Here is an 18,547-nt window from a genome sequence, read left to right as displayed (position 1 = left end):
ACTATAAAAGAATATTAGTATTAAAGGGAAGCCCCTGCCATTGCGGTAGGGGCTTTTTCTCATTGATAAATTTTCTAAAAAACTTTTGGTTAGAGGGGTGCATATCTGACTACTTCACTTTATTTATAAGTATAAGGATTTAAAAAACCCTAAATAAAAATAACCTGATAGGGGTGCATATCTGATGCCTCACCTCGTTATATAAGTAGAGGGTTTAAAAAGACCTAAAAACTTCACTAACAATGGGTGCATATCTGACTGTATCACTTGTTATATAAGTATGAGGATTTAATCAATCCTTATAACTCAACTTAGAAAAGGATGTGTGTCAAATGGATAATAAGCTATCCATCTCGCAACAACAGTTTGTAAAACTGCCTAAAATATTCAAGGGTCATTCCGTCTATAAGGGGTTAAGTGATTCCAGTATCATTCTTTATTCATACGGACTGGATACCCTGCAAATATCGAAACAAAATGACTGGTTCGACCATGAAAAACAAGAATACTACATTCTCTATTCGATTGAAAAAATCATGGAAGATATGAACTGTAGTAAACCAAAGGCTATCAGACTACGAAAAGAACTAGAAAAATATGGACTATGGGAAATGATTCACCAAGGGGCTAATAAGCCTACCATAATTTTTATTAGGGAACTGATACACAGCCAAGAACCTAAGAAAAAGCTTAGATATAATGTCAAGCCAAGAAATGAACCGAAGCCAGTAAACAAGACTGACATGGTTACCGTTAACGGTAAAGAAATAGATTATACAGAAATATTTTAATAGGAGTTGATACGGTATGAACGTCATTAACATCAGTAAAGGACAAGCTAAAACACTTTCAACTATTATGGCTTTGCAACGTCAGGGAAATGTGTGTCCTTCTTATAAAGAGTTATCCGTAATCACTGGATACAACGTCAGGAACGTTAGGAAGCAGGTTAGTGACCTTGTAGAAAAAGGTGTCCTGATTAAGTACCAAATGAAGCTAGATAACGGTAGAAATGCACCAAATGCCTATGCCTTATCCGAAAAGCTAAGAATGGCTTGGGAAGATAGCTTTAAAGAATAGTTTAGTTTCTTGGACTGTCGGCTTTTAATAAAAGCTTAAAGATGATAGCCCTGCTTCACCTCTTTCGATATTTAGTTTTAGAGTCTATTAAGGTATCTTACCTCCACCTTAGTAGATTCAATAAGCTGTGTATCAGCAAATAAAATGACTATAAGCAAGCCAACTAGACAGCTTATATTCTGTTCCGTATCAGGTTGGGTAGGTTGTCAGCCTATCTGTAAAACGTTGACATACTCGTTTAGTGGATTTTACGAATCTCTTTATTAACCAGGTGAGGGCTATCTTGTGTGTAGGGTAGTCTTTACCACCCTTTTTGTGGAGATCCCATCTCCACGAATAATAAACATGGGAAAAATCAGGGGAAGAAATACTAGCCTGACGGTTAAGAAGAAACAGCCTTGAAAGTATCCCGCCATTTCTAATGTGACTACTTATCGAGTCAATGTTTTTCTTTCTGCTACTGTTCCTTTTCTTGTGGAAGGGTTGAGGTCAGTACAATTTATCTTGAGTTGTCTTTTCTTTAGAGGTAGGGAACTGACGTAAAACTCATACCAAAAAGTAGAGGGAACAAGAAACCGAGACACAGACATTCCCTCTATTGCACTTTACCCGTTACAACATGATTGTAATGGCTAACCCCTATTCTCTTCGGAGGGTGGGGGAAATGTTTTTATAATCGACAACAATATCAGGAGGTTAGGAAGTGATAGGAACCAGTTACAAGGAGAAACAATAACCGTCTTATCTAAGGAGAATGAGAAGCTAAAGAGAAAATATTTCTTTGCTACTAAGGATTAAACAAACAGCTAAAAGAAGCACTGGAAGAGAATGAGAAATTGGAAACAGAATACAAACGGTTAACCGCAATGATACAACGATATGACAAGGGGAGAATTTAAACATGGATATGCAAGCATTCTTAAATACAGCAGTAGGAAGACAAATGAAGGCAATGGCAGAAAAGCATGTAGCAGAACGCAAGACAGAAAGACAGGGTTACCAAGAGGAACTAAACACACTTCTAGCCAAAGGTGGAACAAGAACAAACATAGCACAAAATAGAGGAGAAACACGTTTTGTCAAGATGGAAGGTGTACTAAGCTTTTATTCGGTAGGTGATACTGGAACGGTTAAAGACCTAAAACCACTAACAATGGAGACTTTCCAATCTATGGATAAGTTAGACCAAATGAAGTTTAAGGAAAAGTATCCTGCTGAGTACATGGCAATAGAGTACGGTTCATTCAAACAAGACTTATCAAAGGAGTTCTTTGAGGGTGCAGTAGTAGCAAATAACACAGACTATAAGGAACTGGAACTATATCTTAATCGTCCAACGGTATCTAATGAATTTGATTATCATCAGAACTTGGAAGTATCCTCCGCTTATGATTCATTTGAGGACTATAAGCAAGGGCTAACAAAGGAACTCAAGACATACCGTCAAGATAATTCTGTAGAGGGTCGAATCGAAAGACAAAACCGTATCAGTGAACTTCAAGGGAAGATTAAGGAAATAGATTCAGAGGTTGGAGGAAGTGGGGAATAACATCCCTGCTTCTTTTTTTCAAATCATAAAGGAAGGGATAGATAAAAGTGGAAAAGCAGCTAAAGAAACACGATACACGAAACGGCAAGAGTAAACCTGATTATTTATCAGAACAGCAGGAAGCTTTTTGTTATGCCTATATAGCACATGGTCAGAACTTACAGAAGGCACTTGAAGAGGTGGGTATTAAGAGTAGAACCACTGGATACAAGTATTTAAACAATCCACTGGTACAAGCCAAGATACAGCAGATTCAGGATATACACATTAAACCGTTAGTTATCCAAACCACTAAGAAAATGGAACTTCTAACTAACATAGCCAAGGGTGAAGACTACAATTATTATCCAAACTTTAAGACTGGTGAAATCATTAAAGCCCCAGTTAATGCTAGTGACAAAATTAAAGCCATTGAGTTAATGAGTAAGATTGACGGAGACTTTAACGTAAGGCATACAATCGACCAAAATAAAACCGTTTTTGTTATCGGTGGAGAAGAACTGGAAGAGGGCAGGAAGCGGAAGATAATTGAAGCAGAAATTTCCTATCTTACAGAGGGGGAAGAAGAATGATTGAAGTCTTTAACGTTTTCCCTGATGGTAATTATTCATTATCTAAAGTACCAAGGTATAGAATTAAAGCTGTTTTTAAGAAACTGGATACCAAGCCTGAAATGGTTATAGAGGGCATACCGTACAAGGTGAATCATTACACTGGAATCGGTACTAACATTTTAACGGACAATGACTGCATTAAAGTCTACTTGCAGAATTTAGAAGGGGAAGTATATCCGTACTTATTTTATCCAATTGGAGATGGTGAATAATGTACAAGGTAGTTTTCTATAATCAGTACAAAGAATACCTTTGTTTCTTTATAGTGGATGATACAAAGGAAGCTGTAACACAGTTTAAGAAAACAAGGTACTTTGTAAATCAGGGTACTTTTGCAACTGGAACTGTATATCGTCAGGATTCTAACGGGGAACATACCATAAAAGAAGGCAGGATTTTAATATAGAGGGGGATAGCCTTAATTGGTTATCTCCCTTTTCTTTAGTTATATAATTACTTCTTCTTTTTATATGGAGATACCAGTAATAAATTTGTTATTGGTTTATCTGAAATAATAAACGTTTCTTTGTAATTAGGATACTTATTAACTACTTCTTCATATGTTCCAGTATCTTTTACATATTCAGGCTTATACATAAAGCATTTAGCGTGCTGGATTTGTGTAAACATGCTGTCGGTGTTAAACTTTATCTGTTCTTTTAAAAGGCTTTAAACAAACCTGGCAATGCGGTTGTATTTTTTCCTTTAACATATAACACCTCCCTCCCCAACTTTAAAATACAGCATACGAGGGCAGAATACTTTAAAAAATCTAAATGTTCACTAACTATTCACAAAAAAAGACTTCCCTAAGGAAGCCCGCAATTTATCGTTATTTCAAAGTAGCTGTACCTCTCCCGAAAGTGTACTTATCATCGCACTCTTTACAGTTAGTATAAATATCGCTGTCTCTAAAACCTGGGATAGCATCTTTTTCATAAAAGACTTTACCTTTTCCACAAGGGCACTCGTATTCTTTATTGATTACTTCTCCACTACCTGCCCCATAGCCCTTATGGTAATTTGAAGAACTGCTAAGTTCTTTTAGCTGCATACTTTTCCACCTCGCTTTCTATTAATTATATTGTGAGATAACCAATATTTACTACTAAAATATCTGACTATTATTAAGCATGGGTTAAGACAAAGTTACTACCTTCATTAGTTTGGATTTTACGAACAATCCCTTGAACAACAATATTATCTAACTTTAAGCATGTACTCAGAATTTTATTTTTGGTTGCGTTATCATTGTTGTTTAAATGTAATCCGTCATTATACAGGGGTTGAAGTAAGAAATAATCTTCAGGTACATTTACACCTTGTCCAACAGCATAGTTCAGCTTGTTTATTGTTTTGTGTGTTTCAATATATTTCGTTCTTTCCTCATCAGTAGATAGCAAATCATATACTAACTTTTCTATCTTTACCCTAATCGCACATATTATCTTTAAAGGGTCGTAGCTTTCATCATTTAAAAATTTTTCAGTTTCATTATGTATCATTTGATAAAAAATTGAAGAATCATGGTAGTCATTATTATTAATTAAAGGTTTATCACTTGCAGAAAATTGGAAGACTTCAGGATGATAATGTAAATAATACTTCGATAAGTTATCTCCTAACTCTTGATGGGCTTTATTACTTCTAATTTTAAGAAATTCTAACATGGTCCTATCTTGGGTATATGGGTAATTTTTTAAATAATGGATTTTAGGTCTATTAAAATAATAGTTATTGAAAAGTGTTGGGTCTAAATGGGTTAATATTATTGGAAACAACACCTTACCGTTTTCTCTACATTCTTCAATCATCTTTGATAAATAATACTGTACAATCAACATGTTAGAACCATCAAGATAATCAAAGATTTCATCTATAATTAGAATTCCTATATCTTTTGTGAAATTAACCCTAAACTTGGAAAGGTTAGATATAAAACTTAAAACATCTCTTTCACCGTTAGACATTTTATTAGCAGCTAAAAATTCAATAACAAGTTTGTTTCTTGTTTCACTTGTTCTAATATTTCTTCCAGTTGTATTAAATATTTTTAGTTTATAGTCTATATCTTTACGAGTCTCAGCATATTCTAAATATGTTTTAGCTTTTTTTATATCACTACCCATTTCCTTAATTACTTCAATAATTTGGATTGCGGTTAATATTAAATCTTTTTCGTTTTCTTCTTTTAACTCGAAAGGTAGGTTTTCTAATTCCACTACAATATTTATTGCTTCTGAGAGTATTGTATTTTCTTTAAATGATGTTATTGAATCATTTGAAATACTACTTTTTATCCTTGAAGCTGAACCACTTTCCACCATTTGTTCAAAGAGTTGGTTAATTGTGTTTTGCGGTCTTACCTGTTTTGAACATTTTTTTAGAATGTCAAATTTATCACAAATTATTGTTAAATTCTTTACACTTTTAAATACTTCTACAATGTTTAGAAAAACTTTGCCTTTTCCCTCAAACTTCCCTCTAAATTCACTTATCTTATAAGGGATTTCAACTTTTGCTGGTACATTTTTATAAATTTCTAAATCTCGCACACCTAAACTTGCTGTTCCTGTAGAAAAACCTCCATGCCTTCGAGAGGTGCTTTTTGCATAGACTGGATTGTTAATCACATATGTATTAACTAACGGACTGATTTGATTCTTTGTTGTATCAGCTTCAAGAGTTTGTCTGCCAATACCATCTAGCTGAAGTTCAAGTGTTAATGACGGAAGGTTTGTTTCGTCCCCCTTATAAAAATCATCTTTATCCAATTCAATTTTGCTGGTCTTGAGTGCTTTAAAAGCCGTAGCAAGGGTGCTTTTACCAAATCCATTAGGTGCTACAAATAAATTAGGGAAATTTGCATGTAATTCATTAAAGTTTAGTTCATATAAATCCTTACCCTTAACATTTTCTATTTTTATACTCCTAATCTTATTAATTGTTCTCAGTCCTCCCCGTAGTAAATCCTTCCATTATATTACCATATGCTGGATGGTTAAGGGCAGTAAATTTATAATATAAAGTAAAGTAGATAGTTGACGCTAAAGGGTTTGATGGACAATTATTAAACCCCTCCGTTTAATTATGTTGGGGGTTAATTGGTTTTGGTATATGTAAATGCACTTAATCCACGAAATAACCATCATTAAAATTCCGATCGTCCAATAAGCCAGTGCAGGTGTCCTGATAAACCTGGCAAAAGGTGAGATCATGACATCATTGATACCGGTTGTTGTCAGCGTCCGGCTCATTGCCACTATAATTGAAATGACCAGTATAGTAGAAAGAAGCTCTGTAATGGCAAATATGAAACTTGTAAAAATGCTGCTGACCGAACTGCTTAAGGAGCCTGTTGCCGTGATGGCAATTAAGAAGATTCCTGCAATACAAACGAGTGTTGTGTCTCTTCTCATGGCCATGAAGCCAATAATAAACAAAATAAAAAGAACGTATATCCAATGTATAGCTGTTAATTCTACTCCCATTCTTTTTCCTCCTTTCATAATTCCTTAAGAGAAGCGCAGTCTAGGCGAATCACCCGGTTCGGAATGTAATACAGAATATGATGGAATGAAAAAGTTGTGATATATGATCAATCAGTCTGGAGGCGGAGACGGAAACACTCCGGGGATAGTTTCAATAAAATAGACGTTTGATAGAATAAAAGTACTTATAGGTTAAAAGGAAATAGCTTGTGGCTCAGCGAATATTAGAATAGGAGAATAGAAGGAAGGGAACGCCATTGAGATACAGATCAGTCAATCAAATACTCTTCGCGGTAAGTTTATCGGCAATTGGAGTTTTACTTCTCCTCATGAATATCGGTGTCATTTCCTTGGAAATAAAAGAGGTATTTGTCGTAATTTATCCTTTCATTATTTTTATTTTTGGTGCCCATTCCCTGATGTCAGCCATCTTTAAGAAAAATCGCAGCGGAATGTTTCCAGGTTTTTTTCTGACTGTCTTTTCTTTTCTGTTGATCCTGGATCGTCTGAAAGTGATTGAGTTTAAATTTATGGACTTATGGAAGCTTTGGCCGCTGCTTCTTGTTTTTATAGGAATAACGACTTTATTGAAAAAGGATCGTTTTAAGGTTCATTTCGAACAGGATTTTCCTTCAGACATTCATGAAAAAAGCAGAGATCAGGGCGAAAGGAAAGTCATTCATATCTCAAAACCCGAAAGCCCTCAGCCGTTAAAAAACATTAGAGGATTTTCTATTGGTGATGTTGACTTTAAACAGCCAAACTGGGCTTTGGAGCCTATGGATCTATATACCATGATCGGCGATTATTTCATTGATTTCAGCAAGGCGTTCATCCCTGAAAAAGAAACACAGGTCATTGTGCGGGGATGGATCGGGGACGTAAAAATGATTATCCCTGAAAATGTTCCCGTAATGATTCAATCCACAATCAATGTTGGAGATATCCGGATTTTTGACCAAAAAACAGGTGACATAAACAGGAGCCTTCATTATAAGTCTCCAGGTTATGATGAAGCATCAAGAAAACTAAAAATAGCTGTCCAAATAAAAATAGGGTCCATACGGATCGATAAAGTTTAGAGGTAATATCATGAAAAAAACCGGAATCAGGTATTGGTTTGTACAAAGCTTTATCATGATGGCGATTATTAGTTCACTGATTTTTTTTGTCGGTCTTCAGGTTTATTTATTTTATAATCCCGATGCACTTCTGACTATACAAAGTACATTCTGGCTTTTTTTGTACGCATTATCCATTTTATTGCTTACTGGTGGATATTTCGGGCTGAAGGGCAGCTACTTAATCAAAGGGCGGCTAGGGGATATTTTATTATTTGTCTCCACATTAAGAAGCGGAAAATATACAGACAGAATGGAATCATATGAAAAAGATGAAATAGGCTTAATATCAGAAGAACTTAATCAGCTGGCGGAAAATATTCAGGAGCAGGTATTTTCCATGCAAAGGCTGGCAGATGAAAAATCCGTACTGGCACAAACAGCCCACTCTGCCGCTGTAATGGAGGAGAGACAGCGTTTGGCAAGGGACCTCCATGATGTGGTAAGCCAGCAGCTTTTTGCTCTAAGTATGATGTCTTCAGCTGCACTTAGGGTTTTTGACCTCGACAGTGACAAAGCCAGGGAGCAGTTAAATGAAATATCGGAGATCGCCGCCAAAGCCCAGGGAGAAATGAGAGCTCTCCTCCTTCACCTGCGGCCTGTCCAGCTGAGTGATGACAAGCTTTGTGATGGAATTATTAAGTTAATACAGGAATTAAAGGCTAAGACAAATATTGATTTTCAGGCAAGCATTGATGAAATTGAAAACCTTTCGAAAGCGGCTGAAGAGCATTTGTTCCGCATTGTTCAGGAGGCATTATCAAATGTTCTCCGACATGCTGATGCAGGAAAAATAAAAATAACCCTAACAGAGGAAGAAGATTATATTTATCTTTTTATTGCAGATAACGGAAAGGGCTTTAATCCTCATAAAGAGAGAATGGCTTCCTATGGGCTGAAAACAATGAGAGAACGCTGTGAGGAAGTTGGCGGGATATTCAAAATCCGTTCCAAGGAGAATGAAGGTACCTATATAGATATCAGAATTCCAGCAAAGGGGAGGGCTTAAGGTGATTCATGTTGCTGTTGTTGATGATCATGAAATGGTAAGAAAAGGGATTATTTCCTATTTGGCAACGGAAACGGGAATAAAGGTTATTGGGGAAGCATGCAGCGGAAATGAAGCCGTACAGCTGGTTCTAAAAGAAAGGCCGGATATAGTCCTTATGGATCTGCTTATGGAAAACGGGAACGGAATTGAAGCAACCAGGGAGATATTAAAAAGCTATCCCGGCTGCAAAATCATCATCATTACAAGCTACTATGATGATGAACAGGTTTTTCCGGCCATAGAAGCGGGTGCATTCAGTTACATGCTTAAAACAGCAAATGCCACTGAAGTAGTAGCTGCCATTAAGAAAGCATCACAAGGGGAGCCTGTTATTGAATCAAAGGTAGCGAATAAGATGGTGGACCGTTTCCGTGCGCAGGAAAAAAAGCCGCATGATGATTTGACTGAACGAGAGTCAGATGTCCTCATGTGTATTGGTGAAGGAATGACAAACCAGGAAATCAGTGATGAATTATTTATTGGAATCAAAACGGTTAAAACACATGTCAGTAACATCTTGAGCAAATTGGGCGTTTCTGACCGGACTCAGGCAGCCGTATATGCCAACCGAAATGGAATCATAAAAAAGCAGGCATAAAAAAGGATGAGCGGTTCTAGCTCATCCTTTTCTTTGCACTATTATTCATCCTCCTCAGGAATATAGTATTTTGTAACATAAGAAGGGCTTGAGAATATTTGCGGCTGCTTGTCAATGCCGCTTTCAGTCCCCCGATTTTCGTGTGCTTTTTCGTAAGCTTTGGAGCTCTGCCAGTCTCTAAAGAATTTCTCATCTTTCCACAGGGTCAGGATAATATAAGTATTCGATTCAAGCGGCCGCAGTACCCGGATTGCTGCAAACCCTGGTTCATTCTCTATAAGTCCTGCCCTGTTTTTAAAGCGGTGCTCAAAAAGAGGCCTGCCTTCATCTGTAACAGGAATGTTATTCAGAACTGCAAAACCTGCATGGTCAAAGGATCCTGAAGAATCAATCACTTCATAGGAACGCGGCTCTTTAAAGAGGGTTCCGGCCGATGTTTCATGGATTAATACCGCAGTGTCAGGATTCTGCATGGTAACCATCGTTTCATTTGGATGCTTATCTTCGATCTTCTTCAAATAATCATATGTTCCGCTGGTCATATATAACTTCATTTTTTTCACCTCAATAAGCTTAGTTTTACCATTATATGCAGAGGGCAGCAGTTAAATTTGGCAATGTTAAAGCGCGGAAGGTGCGGATCCTCGTAAATGCATTCGCATTTCTTCGTGCGGTGTTAATTCGGGGATGTTGATTCAACCTCCAGTGGAAAAACGGGTCATGCCCCGAGAAGGCTTCCGGATCGCCCGCGGTTTGCACTTGGAGCGAAAATCAGCAGGCAAGTTTAACAGAGCCTAAAATTTAATTGTGGTTATAAACTTCCAATCTTTTAATTATTTCCCTTATATCAACAGTAAAAACGTCAATTTTTTGACATTTGGCCAGCAAATCTATACAAGAACAGTGAAAAAAGGATATATTCATTAAGGATAGACAATAGCGTGTTTCTAATTTGTCGCAGTCTAACGTCCAGTAAGACTCCCACTTAAGAATCAGAGGAATCGAAGGAGGATAAGTGGGATTCAAACTGCCCGTAAAGGCCCAATTGGTTCAACTAACAATCAGAGGGGGAAAACCTCCTCCGATTGAAGTTTCACTTTATGAACATATATATTACAATAAAATGCAGACAAGTCTTGAAAGGTGGATAAAATTTAATGACCAAATCATTTAACGATACATTCCTGAGGGCGGCCAGAGGTGAACAGACTGAACATGTCCCTGTATGGTATATGCGTCAGGCTGGCCGTTCACAGCCTGAATATAGAGCAATAAAAGAAAAGTATTCCCTTTTTGAAATTACCCATCAGCCTGAGCTTTGTGCTTATGTGACTAGATTGCCGGTTGAACAATATAACAATGATGCCGCGATTCTTTATAAAGATATTATGTCGCCGCTTCCGGCCATTGGCGTTGATGTGGAAATAAAGTCAGGAATTGGCCCTGTGATCTCAAACCCGGTCCGTTCCCTGGCTGACGTGGAAAAGTTAGGGGAAATAAATCCTGAAGAGGACGTGCCATATGTACTGGATACCATTAAGCTGCTTACACAAGAGCAGTTAACCGTTCCTCTAATCGGGTTTGCCGGCGCTCCATTCACTCTTGCCAGCTATATGATTGAAGGAGGACCTTCAAAAAACTATAACAAAACAAAAGCTTTTATGTATGCAGAGCCTAAAGCATGGTTTGCTTTAATGGATAAGCTTGGTGAAATGACGATTACTTACGTAAAATCCCAAATCAATGCAGGTGCAAAAGCGATCCAGATTTTCGATTCGTGGGTGGGTGCATTGAATGTTGAAGATTATCGTTATTTCATCAAGCCGGTTATGAATCATATTTTCTCTGCATTAAAGGAAGAAAATGTACCGCTTATCATGTTCGGTGTTGGAGCAAGCCACCTGGCAATGGAGTGGCATGATCTGCCGCTTGATGTGGTAGGGCTGGACTGGCGCCTGCCAATTCAGGAGGCAAGAGCAATGGGAATAACCAAAACTGTACAAGGAAACCTGGATCCTGCTATATTGCTTGCTCCTTGGGGTGTCATCGAGGAAAAAGCCAAAGCTATTTTGGACCAGGGGATGGCACAGCCTGGCTATATCTTTAATCTGGGGCACGGTGTTTTTCCTGAAGTTAACCCTGACACATTGAGAAAATTAACAGCGTTTATCCATGAATACTCTTCATCGAAACTGAGCAAGTAGCCCTTTTTCACTAGAAACAGGCTGTCTGTTAGAACAGCAGCTGCGTACCGGATTGGCACATTTCCATGAGCATTAGTTTTGGTAATCCGGCTGTTTTTTGGCACAATAAGGGACTAGAGACAGAAAAAAATAGAGGTGAATAACATGGGTAAAAAGACAGTGGGTTTACTTGTAATGGCTTATGGAACTCCTTATAAGGAAGAAGACCTGGAGCGTTACTATACACACATCCGCAGAGGGAGAAAGCCGTCTGAGGAAATGCTCGAAGATTTGCGAAGCAGGTATGAAGCAATCGGCGGGATATCTCCGCTTGCAGATATTACGAAAGAACAGGCAGAAAAGCTTGAACAGCATTTAAATGAAATCCAGGATGAATATGAATTTAAAATGTATCTTGGCTTGAAGCATATTGAGCCCTTCGTGGAAGATGCCGTTAAACAAATGCATGAGGATGGGATCGAAGAGGCTGTCAGCATTGTCCTTGCCCCCCACTTTTCTACTTTTAGCGTGAAGTCCTATAACGGAAGAGCAAAAGAGGAAGCAGAAAAGCTCGGCGGCCCTGATATAAGGTCTGTTGAGAGCTGGTATAAAGAACCTAAGTTTATTAAATACTGGGCTGATAGGGTGAAGGAAACGTTTGATAAGATGCCTTCTGAGGAAAAAGATTCCGCAGTATTAATCGTTTCTGCCCATAGCTTGCCGGAAAAGATTCTTCAATCAGGGGATCCGTATCCGAATCAGCTGCAGGAAACGGCTGACATGATTGCAGGGCAGGCTGGAGTCAGCGACTATGCTGTCGGCTGGCAAAGTGCTGGAAACACACCTGAACCATGGCTTGGCCCTGATGTTCAGGATTTGACGAGAGAACTATATAAGAAGAAGGGCTATAAGGCATTTGTGTACACTCCTGTTGGCTTCGTATCCGACCATCTGGAAGTACTCTATGACAATGATTTTGAATGCAGAGTCGTTACAGATGAACTGGGTGCAAGCTATTACCGTCCTGAAATGCCGAATTCCAAGCCTGAGTTTATTGATGCTATGTCTGATGCCATTTTTAAAATGCTGAATGGGAGCGAGTAAAAATTAAGTAAAGAAGGCGATTTATCGTGCAGGGAGAGAGACAGAAGGTTGTTATTATCGGCGGGGGAATTACCGGGCTTACTGCAGCGTACTATTTGCAGAAGGAAGCCAAAGAAAAAGGAATGCTCCTGGATGTAAAGCTTGTGGAAGCAACGCATCGTCTGGGCGGCAAGATTCAAACGGTAAAAAGAGACGGCTATGTCATTGAAAGAGGCCCTGATTCATTTCTGGCCCGCAAGCAAAGTGCGACCCGGCTTGCCAAAGAAGTTGGCATGGAAAAAGAGCTTATCAGCAATACAACAGGAAAATCCTATGTACTTGTGAGGCAGCGCCTTTATCCAATGCCAGGGGGATCCATTATGGGCATACCAACTAAAATCGCTCCTTTTATAACAACCGGACTATTCTCGTCTGCTGCAAAGGCAAGGGCAGCAGCTGATTTTGTACTTCCGCGCTCCAATCCTGCACAGGATCAATCGCTTGGCGAATTTTTCCGCAGAAGGCTGGGGGACGAAGTGGTTGAAAACTTGATTGAGCCGCTTCTATCCGGCATTTATGCAGGTGATATAGATCAATTAAGCTTAATGTCAACGTTCCCGCAGTTTTATCAGGTAGAGCAAAAATATAGAAGCCTGATCTTAGGAATGAAAAAGTCCACAGGCTTACAGGCGAAAAAAGCAGGAAGCCCCAAGAAAAAAGAGGGGATGTTCCTCACGTTTAAATCGGGGCTGCAATCGCTTGTCGATGCGATTGAAACCAGACTGGAGCCTGGCTCTGTGCTTAAAGGATACCGTGTGGAATCTATCCGTAAAAACGCCAGCCACTATACAATTGATGTATATGGGGGAGAAAAGCTGCAAGCAGATAGTATTGTTATGGCAGCTCCCCACCATGCGGTACACACCATATTTTCTGGCTGGGGACTGTTTGGCCAATTTAAAGAAATGCTGTCTACTTCCGTAGCGACTGTAGCTCTTGCTTTTCCTGAGGAAGCAATTGAAGAGGATATTGATGGAACTGGTTTTGTCGTTTCGCGGAATAGCGATTACACCATTACAGCATGTACTTGGACACACAAAAAATGGCCCCATTCCACGCCTAAAGGAAAGGTGCTTCTCCGTTGCTATGTAGGAAGAGCGGGTGATGAGGCCGTTGTTGATTTGTCAGATGATCAAATTATTAAAATTGTACTTGATGATTTAAACAAAACAATGAATATCACAATGAATCCCGACTTTGCTTACGTAACAAGATGGAAAGATTCGATGCCGCAATATACTGTAGGGCATAAAGAGCGCATCGAAGATGTCAAAAAACAGGTCAAAGAATATTTACCGGGTGTTTTTCTGGCCGGAAGCTCCTATGAGGGATTAGGGGTCCCTGATTGTATTGACCAGGGGGAAGCGGCAGTTAAAAGCGTTTTAGACTATTTATCTAGCAACAAGGAAGAAGCTGTCCATACGTGACAGCTTTTTTCTTGTTGAATCACCTAACGCTGCATAAGAGGTTATGTATATTGCTTTTTTAAAATAAATATGTTAAATTATTTTTTGTGCGATATGACTAAAATGTTCATTTGGTCATAATTGAAGTGAGGTGAAAAAATGTCAATCGATCGGAAACAGCAAATTCTAGAAGCAGCTACAAAATCTTTTTCCTTGTTCGGCTATAAAGCAACAACTATGGACCAGGTTGCAAAGCTTGCAAATGTGGGAAAGGGTACAATTTATACTTTCTTTAAAAATAAAGAAGAGCTCTTTGATGAAATAATCCATTCACTTATTGCAGAGATGAAGGCTGCGGCAGATGAAGCGATTGACCCAACCCTATCATTTCACGAAAATGTTCACCGGGGCCTATACAAGATATTGGAGTTTCGCTTAAAACATCAGCTTACTATTAAGCTTTTCCAGGAAGAAAAAGAAATGGGAACTCCTGCTGTAATGGAAGTCATGAACCAGATGGAGGATGCCATTTTAAATTATTTAAAGGAAAAGGTAAACCAGGCAATTGAAAAAGGCGAAATCCGCGAGTGTGATCCAGAGTTGACCGCATTTGTTATGCTAAAGCTTTATATTGCCCTGATCTTTGACTGGGAAAAGCGCCATGAGCCTTTGGAGAAAGAAAATATAGCCATGCTTTTTGAACAGTATATTATGAAGGGATTATCTAATTAGATAGTCCTCTATTTTTTGAATTTAATGACCGAATGAATAATTTGGTCATATAGTTAATTGGAGGCAGAAATCATGAAAAGCAGTCTTTTAAAAAAAGAGTTATCAGCGATAGTAAAAAATAAAAAGCTCTTAATTCCGATCATCGCCGTTTTGTTTATCCCAATTTTATATAGCGGCATGTTTCTTTGGGCATTTTGGGATCCATATGATCATTTGGAGGATTTGCCAGTTGCGATTGTCAATGAAGATACAGGTGCCATTTTTGAAGATAAAGAACTGAAGCTTGGCAATGAACTTGTAGAAAAGCTGAAGGAAAGTAAAGATTTTGATTTTAGATTTGTCGAAAAAGAAAAAGGCTATAAAAATCTCGAAAATCAGAAATATTATATGCTTGTTGAAATCCCTGAGGATTTCTCTAAAAATGCTACCACTTTATTAAATGATAGCCCGGAAAAAATGAAGCTGATTTATGTACCGAATGAAAGCTATAACTTTTTATCAGCTCAGATAGGGGGTACTGCAGTTGATAAAATAAAAGAGTCCCTATCTGATAAAGTAACAGAGACCTATGCAGAAACCATGTTTGAAAAAATTGGAGAACTCTCCGATGGACTGGGGCAGGCCAGTGAAGGAGCGAATAAAATCAGTGAAGGTGCAGCCGAGTTAAAAGCCGGTTCACTTACATTGCAAGAAAAATTAGCACTTTTGGCAGACAAGTCAATAGAATTTCAGGGCGGTATTAGCAGTGCTTCCAAAGGATCACAGGAAATAGCAGCTGGTGCAAGGTCCCTATCTGATGGGATGGGGCAGCTTGAGGAGGGTCAAGTTAAACTGAGAGAAGCTTCAACTGGATTGGAGTCAGGAACTGAAGAGCTTTCAGCTGGAATTTCTCAGGTGAAAGAGGGGATTTTCACCATCAATGAAAAATTTCCAGTCGTGATTTCCGGAACTGAACAGCTCCAAACTGGAGCAAAAACACTATCTTCTTCACTCGAGCAATGGGAGTCCGAGGCACAGAAGCTTAACTCAGGTGCTGCACAGCTCGAGCAGAAACTGCAAGGGTTTATTTCACAGCTTCCTGAAGAATCTGAAGAAAGAGCTGAGCTCACAGCCGTTCTAAATCAGCTTAAAACCGGCTCTGCACAGCTTGCGCAATCTGCAGGCAAGCTATCAGCCGGCGGAGAGGAAATTTCCCAAAAGGCGGGACAGCTGAATGATGGTCAAAAACAGCTTCAGCAAGGAGTGCATCAGCTGACAGTAGGAAGTTCAGAACTTGAAACCGGTTCACAGCAGCTCGTTAAAGGACACAAGGAATTCCAGACAGGCATGGATATGTTTGGCCAAAGATTCAAAGAAGCCAGGAAAGGTGCTGACCGGCTTGCGGAGGGAACGGCTGAATTATCAAGAGGACTGGGCCTATTAAGCCAAGGATCAAATGCTTTTGCAGGCGGTGCAAGGCAGCTTGAAGACGGGGCAATTTCAATAGCTGAAGGAAACTCAAAGATTTATGAGGGATCTTCTGAATTGGCTGGAAAACTCGCTGAAGGCGCAGAAAAAGCTACTTTGGCAAATGCTAATGATGAAACTTTTAATATGATGGCAGATCCTGTAAAAGTAGATAATGAAAAAATGAGTGAAGTTCCAAACTACGGCACAGGATTTGCTCCTTATTTCTTATCGCTTGGTCTATTTGTAGGGGCTTTATTGCTGTCTATTGTGTTTCCAATGAGAGAGCCTGCAGATATACCCCGCTCAGGTGTTAGCTGGTTTTTAGGAAAGTTCCTTATCCTATGCGGGGCAGGGATCATTCAAGCGCTAATTGCTGCATTTATTCTGCTATGGGGACTTGGTCTTGAAGTTCAAAGTGTACCATTATTTATTTTATACACGATTATAACAAGCCTAACGTATATATCCCTTATTCAATTCCTCGTGACTGCGTTTGGGGATCCAGGGCGTTTTGCAGCGATTATCATATTAATCTTGCAATTAACAACTAGTGCTGGGACATTCCCGCTCGAGCTTATTCCAAATGCGCTGCAGCCAATCAATGCCTTTTTACCGATGACTTATTCAGTCTCAGGATTTAAAGCAGTAATTTCTAGCGGTAACTTAGACTTTATACGAGAAAACGCTATGATTCTATTACTTTTCACTGCACTGTTTATAGCCGGAACATTTATCTACTTTATTGCTATGCATAAAAGAAGATTTTCCTCTGTAGTAGAACAGGTGAATTAAAAATAAAGCCAGCCTTTTTGGGCTGGCTTTTAGTATATTAACTTATAAATCTGTCATTCCCATACATTTATCACATTTGTTTCCGTAGCACTCATGCTGCTCTTCAATTGACTTCCCACACTCTGCACATTGTTTCGCCGGTAAATTTCTGAAGAATTCCATAATGTTTTGAATCATGTTGAAGCCTCCTAATTATTTGTTGGTTTGTTCTAAATAGTTTGATTATTTAATGCCATTGTATTATAACAGTTTGTTTATGTCAACTGCTGTTTCAATACAATTTTAAAAAAGTGAAAAAATAGGCATAATCGAGTATATTGGACTTAGGAAATGAGAGCTTATTTAGGCGTTTTGAAGCTTTGCAAGTTTTGATCCCTGAACCTAAATAATTTTCAAACTCGGGCGCCTTATGCTTTTATTTGGAAAAGATTTTACATTTTTATAATTTAATAATTGTCTAGCTCCAGGCGCCATCGGCTCGAGGTCATAAGCCAATCGCTTCTGAAGGCAAAGAACGCCTTCTGACAGCGCTCGTCTTATGCTTGTCGCCGATAAGCGGGCGCCTTGCGCTTTATAATTAGGAGGAATAGTGATGAAGTTAACAGTAATCGGGGGCTGGGGCGGTTATCCTAAAGCCGAAGGGGCAAGCTCAGGCTATTTGCTGGAGCATGAAGGATTTCACCTGCTGATTGACTGCGGCAGCGGGGTTCTGGCAAAAATGCAGAATTTTTTCCAGCCGGAAGACCTGGACTCAGTGATCATTTCACATTATCATCCAGACCATATTGCGGATATTGGGGTGCTGCAGCATGCCAGGCTGATTCAGGGTTTTTTGGGCAAAAAATCAGGTACACTGCCGATCTATGGACATACTTTGGATCAGCAGGAATTTGCCAAGCTTACATACAAAGATATTACCAAGGGAGTAGCCTATAATCCTGAAGAAGTTCTGTCAGCAGGACCATTCCTAATCAGGTTTTTAAAAACAAATCATCCCGTTCCTTGCTATGCAATGAGAATTGAAGCAGGTGGAAAAACGTTAATATATACTGCTGATACTTCTTATAAAGAAGAATTGGAGACATTTAGTGATAATGCGGATTTGCTCGTTTGCGAATGCAATTTTTATGGGCATCAAAATGGAAAAAACGCAGGACATATGACAAGCCTGGATGCGGGAATATTGGCAAGCAAAGCAAATGTTAAAAATTTATTGCTGACGCATTTGCCGCATTATGGCGAGCTTCAGAAGCTGAAGGAAGAGGCCGCAAGTAAATATAACGGACCCATATCAATAGCGGACTATCAATGGTCACACACTTTTTAAGGAGTGAAAAA

19 protein-coding genes and 1 pseudogene are annotated in these 18,547 nt (G+C 38.9%); 15 read left to right on the top strand and 5 right to left on the bottom strand.

The genetic code is table 11. The features are described from left to right. Window positions 1-332 precede the first annotated feature (332 nt). From DFO73_RS14335 to DFO73_RS14310, 6 genes are all read left to right on the top strand, one after another. Window positions 333-791: a replication initiator protein A gene (locus DFO73_RS14335; RefSeq protein ID WP_110065435.1), complete on the top strand. Its 459-nt coding sequence runs from the start codon at window positions 333-335 to the stop codon at window positions 789-791. A 16-nt stretch (window positions 792-807) separates the two neighbouring features. Beyond that, window positions 808-1,080, top strand: a complete 273-nt coding sequence (locus DFO73_RS14330; RefSeq protein WP_110065434.1) for a helix-turn-helix domain-containing protein — start codon at window positions 808-810, stop codon at window positions 1,078-1,080. A 901-nt stretch (window positions 1,081-1,981) separates the two neighbouring features. After that, window positions 1,982-2,629: a hypothetical protein gene (locus DFO73_RS14325; protein ID WP_110065433.1), complete on the top strand. Its 648-nt coding sequence runs from the start codon at window positions 1,982-1,984 to the stop codon at window positions 2,627-2,629. Window positions 2,630-2,676: 47 nt separating this feature from the next. After that, complete coding sequence (locus DFO73_RS14320) at window positions 2,677-3,201, top strand: terminase small subunit (protein ID WP_181396026.1); 525 nt, start codon at window positions 2,677-2,679, stop codon at window positions 3,199-3,201. After that, on the top strand, window positions 3,198-3,455 hold the full coding sequence (locus DFO73_RS14315) for a hypothetical protein (protein ID WP_110065431.1): 258 nt from the start codon (window positions 3,198-3,200) through the stop codon (window positions 3,453-3,455). Before DFO73_RS14320 ends, DFO73_RS14315 begins: the two co-directional genes overlap by 4 nt. Continuing rightward, window positions 3,455-3,649, top strand: coding sequence for a hypothetical protein (locus DFO73_RS14310; protein ID WP_110065430.1), 195 nt, complete (start codon window positions 3,455-3,457; stop codon window positions 3,647-3,649). The genes DFO73_RS14315 and DFO73_RS14310 overlap by 1 nt, the downstream gene beginning before the upstream one ends. Before the next feature lie 426 nt (window positions 3,650-4,075). Here the strand turns inward: DFO73_RS14310 and DFO73_RS14305 are convergent, their stop codons facing one another. The 3 genes and pseudogenes from DFO73_RS14305 to DFO73_RS14295 form a co-directional block, all read right to left on the bottom strand. Continuing rightward, on the bottom strand, window positions 4,076-4,297 hold the full coding sequence (locus DFO73_RS14305; protein WP_110065429.1) for a hypothetical protein: 222 nt from the start codon (window positions 4,295-4,297) through the stop codon (window positions 4,076-4,078). Window positions 4,298-4,370: 73 nt separating this feature from the next. Further along, a complete protein-coding gene (locus tag DFO73_RS14300; RefSeq protein ID WP_110065428.1) occupies window positions 4,371-6,017 on the bottom strand; it encodes a hypothetical protein in 1,647 nt (548 codons plus the stop codon). Between the two features lie 360 nt (window positions 6,018-6,377). Next, window positions 6,378-6,734 (bottom strand): annotated as a pseudogene (locus DFO73_RS14295) (hypothetical protein); the annotation flags it as partial. Window positions 6,735-6,991: 257 nt separating this feature from the next. On the opposite strand from DFO73_RS14295, the gene liaF reads away from it, so the two are divergent. From liaF to DFO73_RS14280, 3 genes are read left to right on the top strand one after another with little or no spacing between them, the layout of a single operon-like run. After that, window positions 6,992-7,816, top strand: coding sequence for a cell wall-active antibiotics response protein LiaF (gene liaF, locus DFO73_RS14290; protein WP_110065427.1), 825 nt, complete (start codon window positions 6,992-6,994; stop codon window positions 7,814-7,816). A gap of 10 nt (window positions 7,817-7,826) precedes the next feature. Beyond that, window positions 7,827-8,864 carry a sensor histidine kinase gene (locus DFO73_RS14285; protein WP_110065426.1) on the top strand — a complete coding sequence of 346 codons (1,038 nt, stop codon included), beginning with the start codon at window positions 7,827-7,829 and terminating at the stop codon, window positions 8,862-8,864. Window position 8,865: 1 nt separating this feature from the next. Then, the gene (locus DFO73_RS14280) at window positions 8,866-9,504 is read left to right on the top strand and encodes a response regulator (RefSeq protein WP_110065425.1); all 639 of its coding nucleotides are present in this window, start codon (window positions 8,866-8,868) and stop codon (window positions 9,502-9,504) included. A gap of 41 nt (window positions 9,505-9,545) precedes the next feature. On the opposite strand, the gene DFO73_RS14275 is transcribed toward DFO73_RS14280, so the two are convergent. After that, window positions 9,546-10,058 carry an antibiotic biosynthesis monooxygenase family protein gene (locus DFO73_RS14275; protein ID WP_110065424.1) on the bottom strand — a complete coding sequence of 171 codons (513 nt, stop codon included), beginning with the start codon at window positions 10,056-10,058 and terminating at the stop codon, window positions 9,546-9,548. A 603-nt stretch (window positions 10,059-10,661) separates the two neighbouring features. Between DFO73_RS14275 and hemE the strand changes: the two genes are divergently transcribed. From hemE to DFO73_RS14250, 5 genes are all read left to right on the top strand, one after another. Beyond that, a complete protein-coding gene (hemE, locus tag DFO73_RS14270) occupies window positions 10,662-11,708 on the top strand; it encodes a uroporphyrinogen decarboxylase (protein WP_110065423.1) in 1,047 nt (348 codons plus the stop codon). Between the two features lie 144 nt (window positions 11,709-11,852). Beyond that, window positions 11,853-12,791, top strand: coding sequence for a ferrochelatase (gene hemH / locus DFO73_RS14265; protein ID WP_110065422.1), 939 nt, complete (start codon window positions 11,853-11,855; stop codon window positions 12,789-12,791). A 26-nt stretch (window positions 12,792-12,817) separates the two neighbouring features. Then, complete coding sequence (gene hemY, locus DFO73_RS14260; protein WP_110065421.1) at window positions 12,818-14,257, top strand: protoporphyrinogen oxidase; 1,440 nt, start codon at window positions 12,818-12,820, stop codon at window positions 14,255-14,257. Window positions 14,258-14,395: 138 nt separating this feature from the next. Beyond that, window positions 14,396-14,968, top strand: a complete 573-nt coding sequence (locus tag DFO73_RS14255) for a TetR/AcrR family transcriptional regulator (RefSeq protein WP_110065420.1) — start codon at window positions 14,396-14,398, stop codon at window positions 14,966-14,968. Window positions 14,969-15,040: 72 nt separating this feature from the next. Continuing rightward, entirely contained in the window at window positions 15,041-17,209 is a 2,169-nt protein-coding gene (locus tag DFO73_RS14250; protein ID WP_110065419.1) for a YhgE/Pip domain-containing protein, read from the top strand. A 42-nt stretch (window positions 17,210-17,251) separates the two neighbouring features. On the opposite strand, the gene yhfH is transcribed toward DFO73_RS14250, so the two are convergent. Next, complete coding sequence (yhfH, locus tag DFO73_RS14245; RefSeq protein ID WP_110065418.1) at window positions 17,252-17,386, bottom strand: protein YhfH; 135 nt, start codon at window positions 17,384-17,386, stop codon at window positions 17,252-17,254. Between the two features lie 415 nt (window positions 17,387-17,801). On the opposite strand from yhfH, the gene DFO73_RS14240 reads away from it, so the two are divergent. Next, complete coding sequence (locus DFO73_RS14240) at window positions 17,802-18,536, top strand: MBL fold metallo-hydrolase (RefSeq protein ID WP_110065417.1); 735 nt, start codon at window positions 17,802-17,804, stop codon at window positions 18,534-18,536. Window positions 18,537-18,547: the final 11 nt, after the last annotated feature.

Source organism: Cytobacillus oceanisediminis (assembly GCF_003182355.1).
In the GTDB taxonomy this organism is placed as follows: domain Bacteria; phylum Bacillota; class Bacilli; order Bacillales; family Cytobacillaceae; genus Cytobacillus; species Cytobacillus oceanisediminis_A.
Note: the sequence above shows the minus strand (reverse complement) of the source record. Positions and strands in the feature narration are given on the sequence as shown.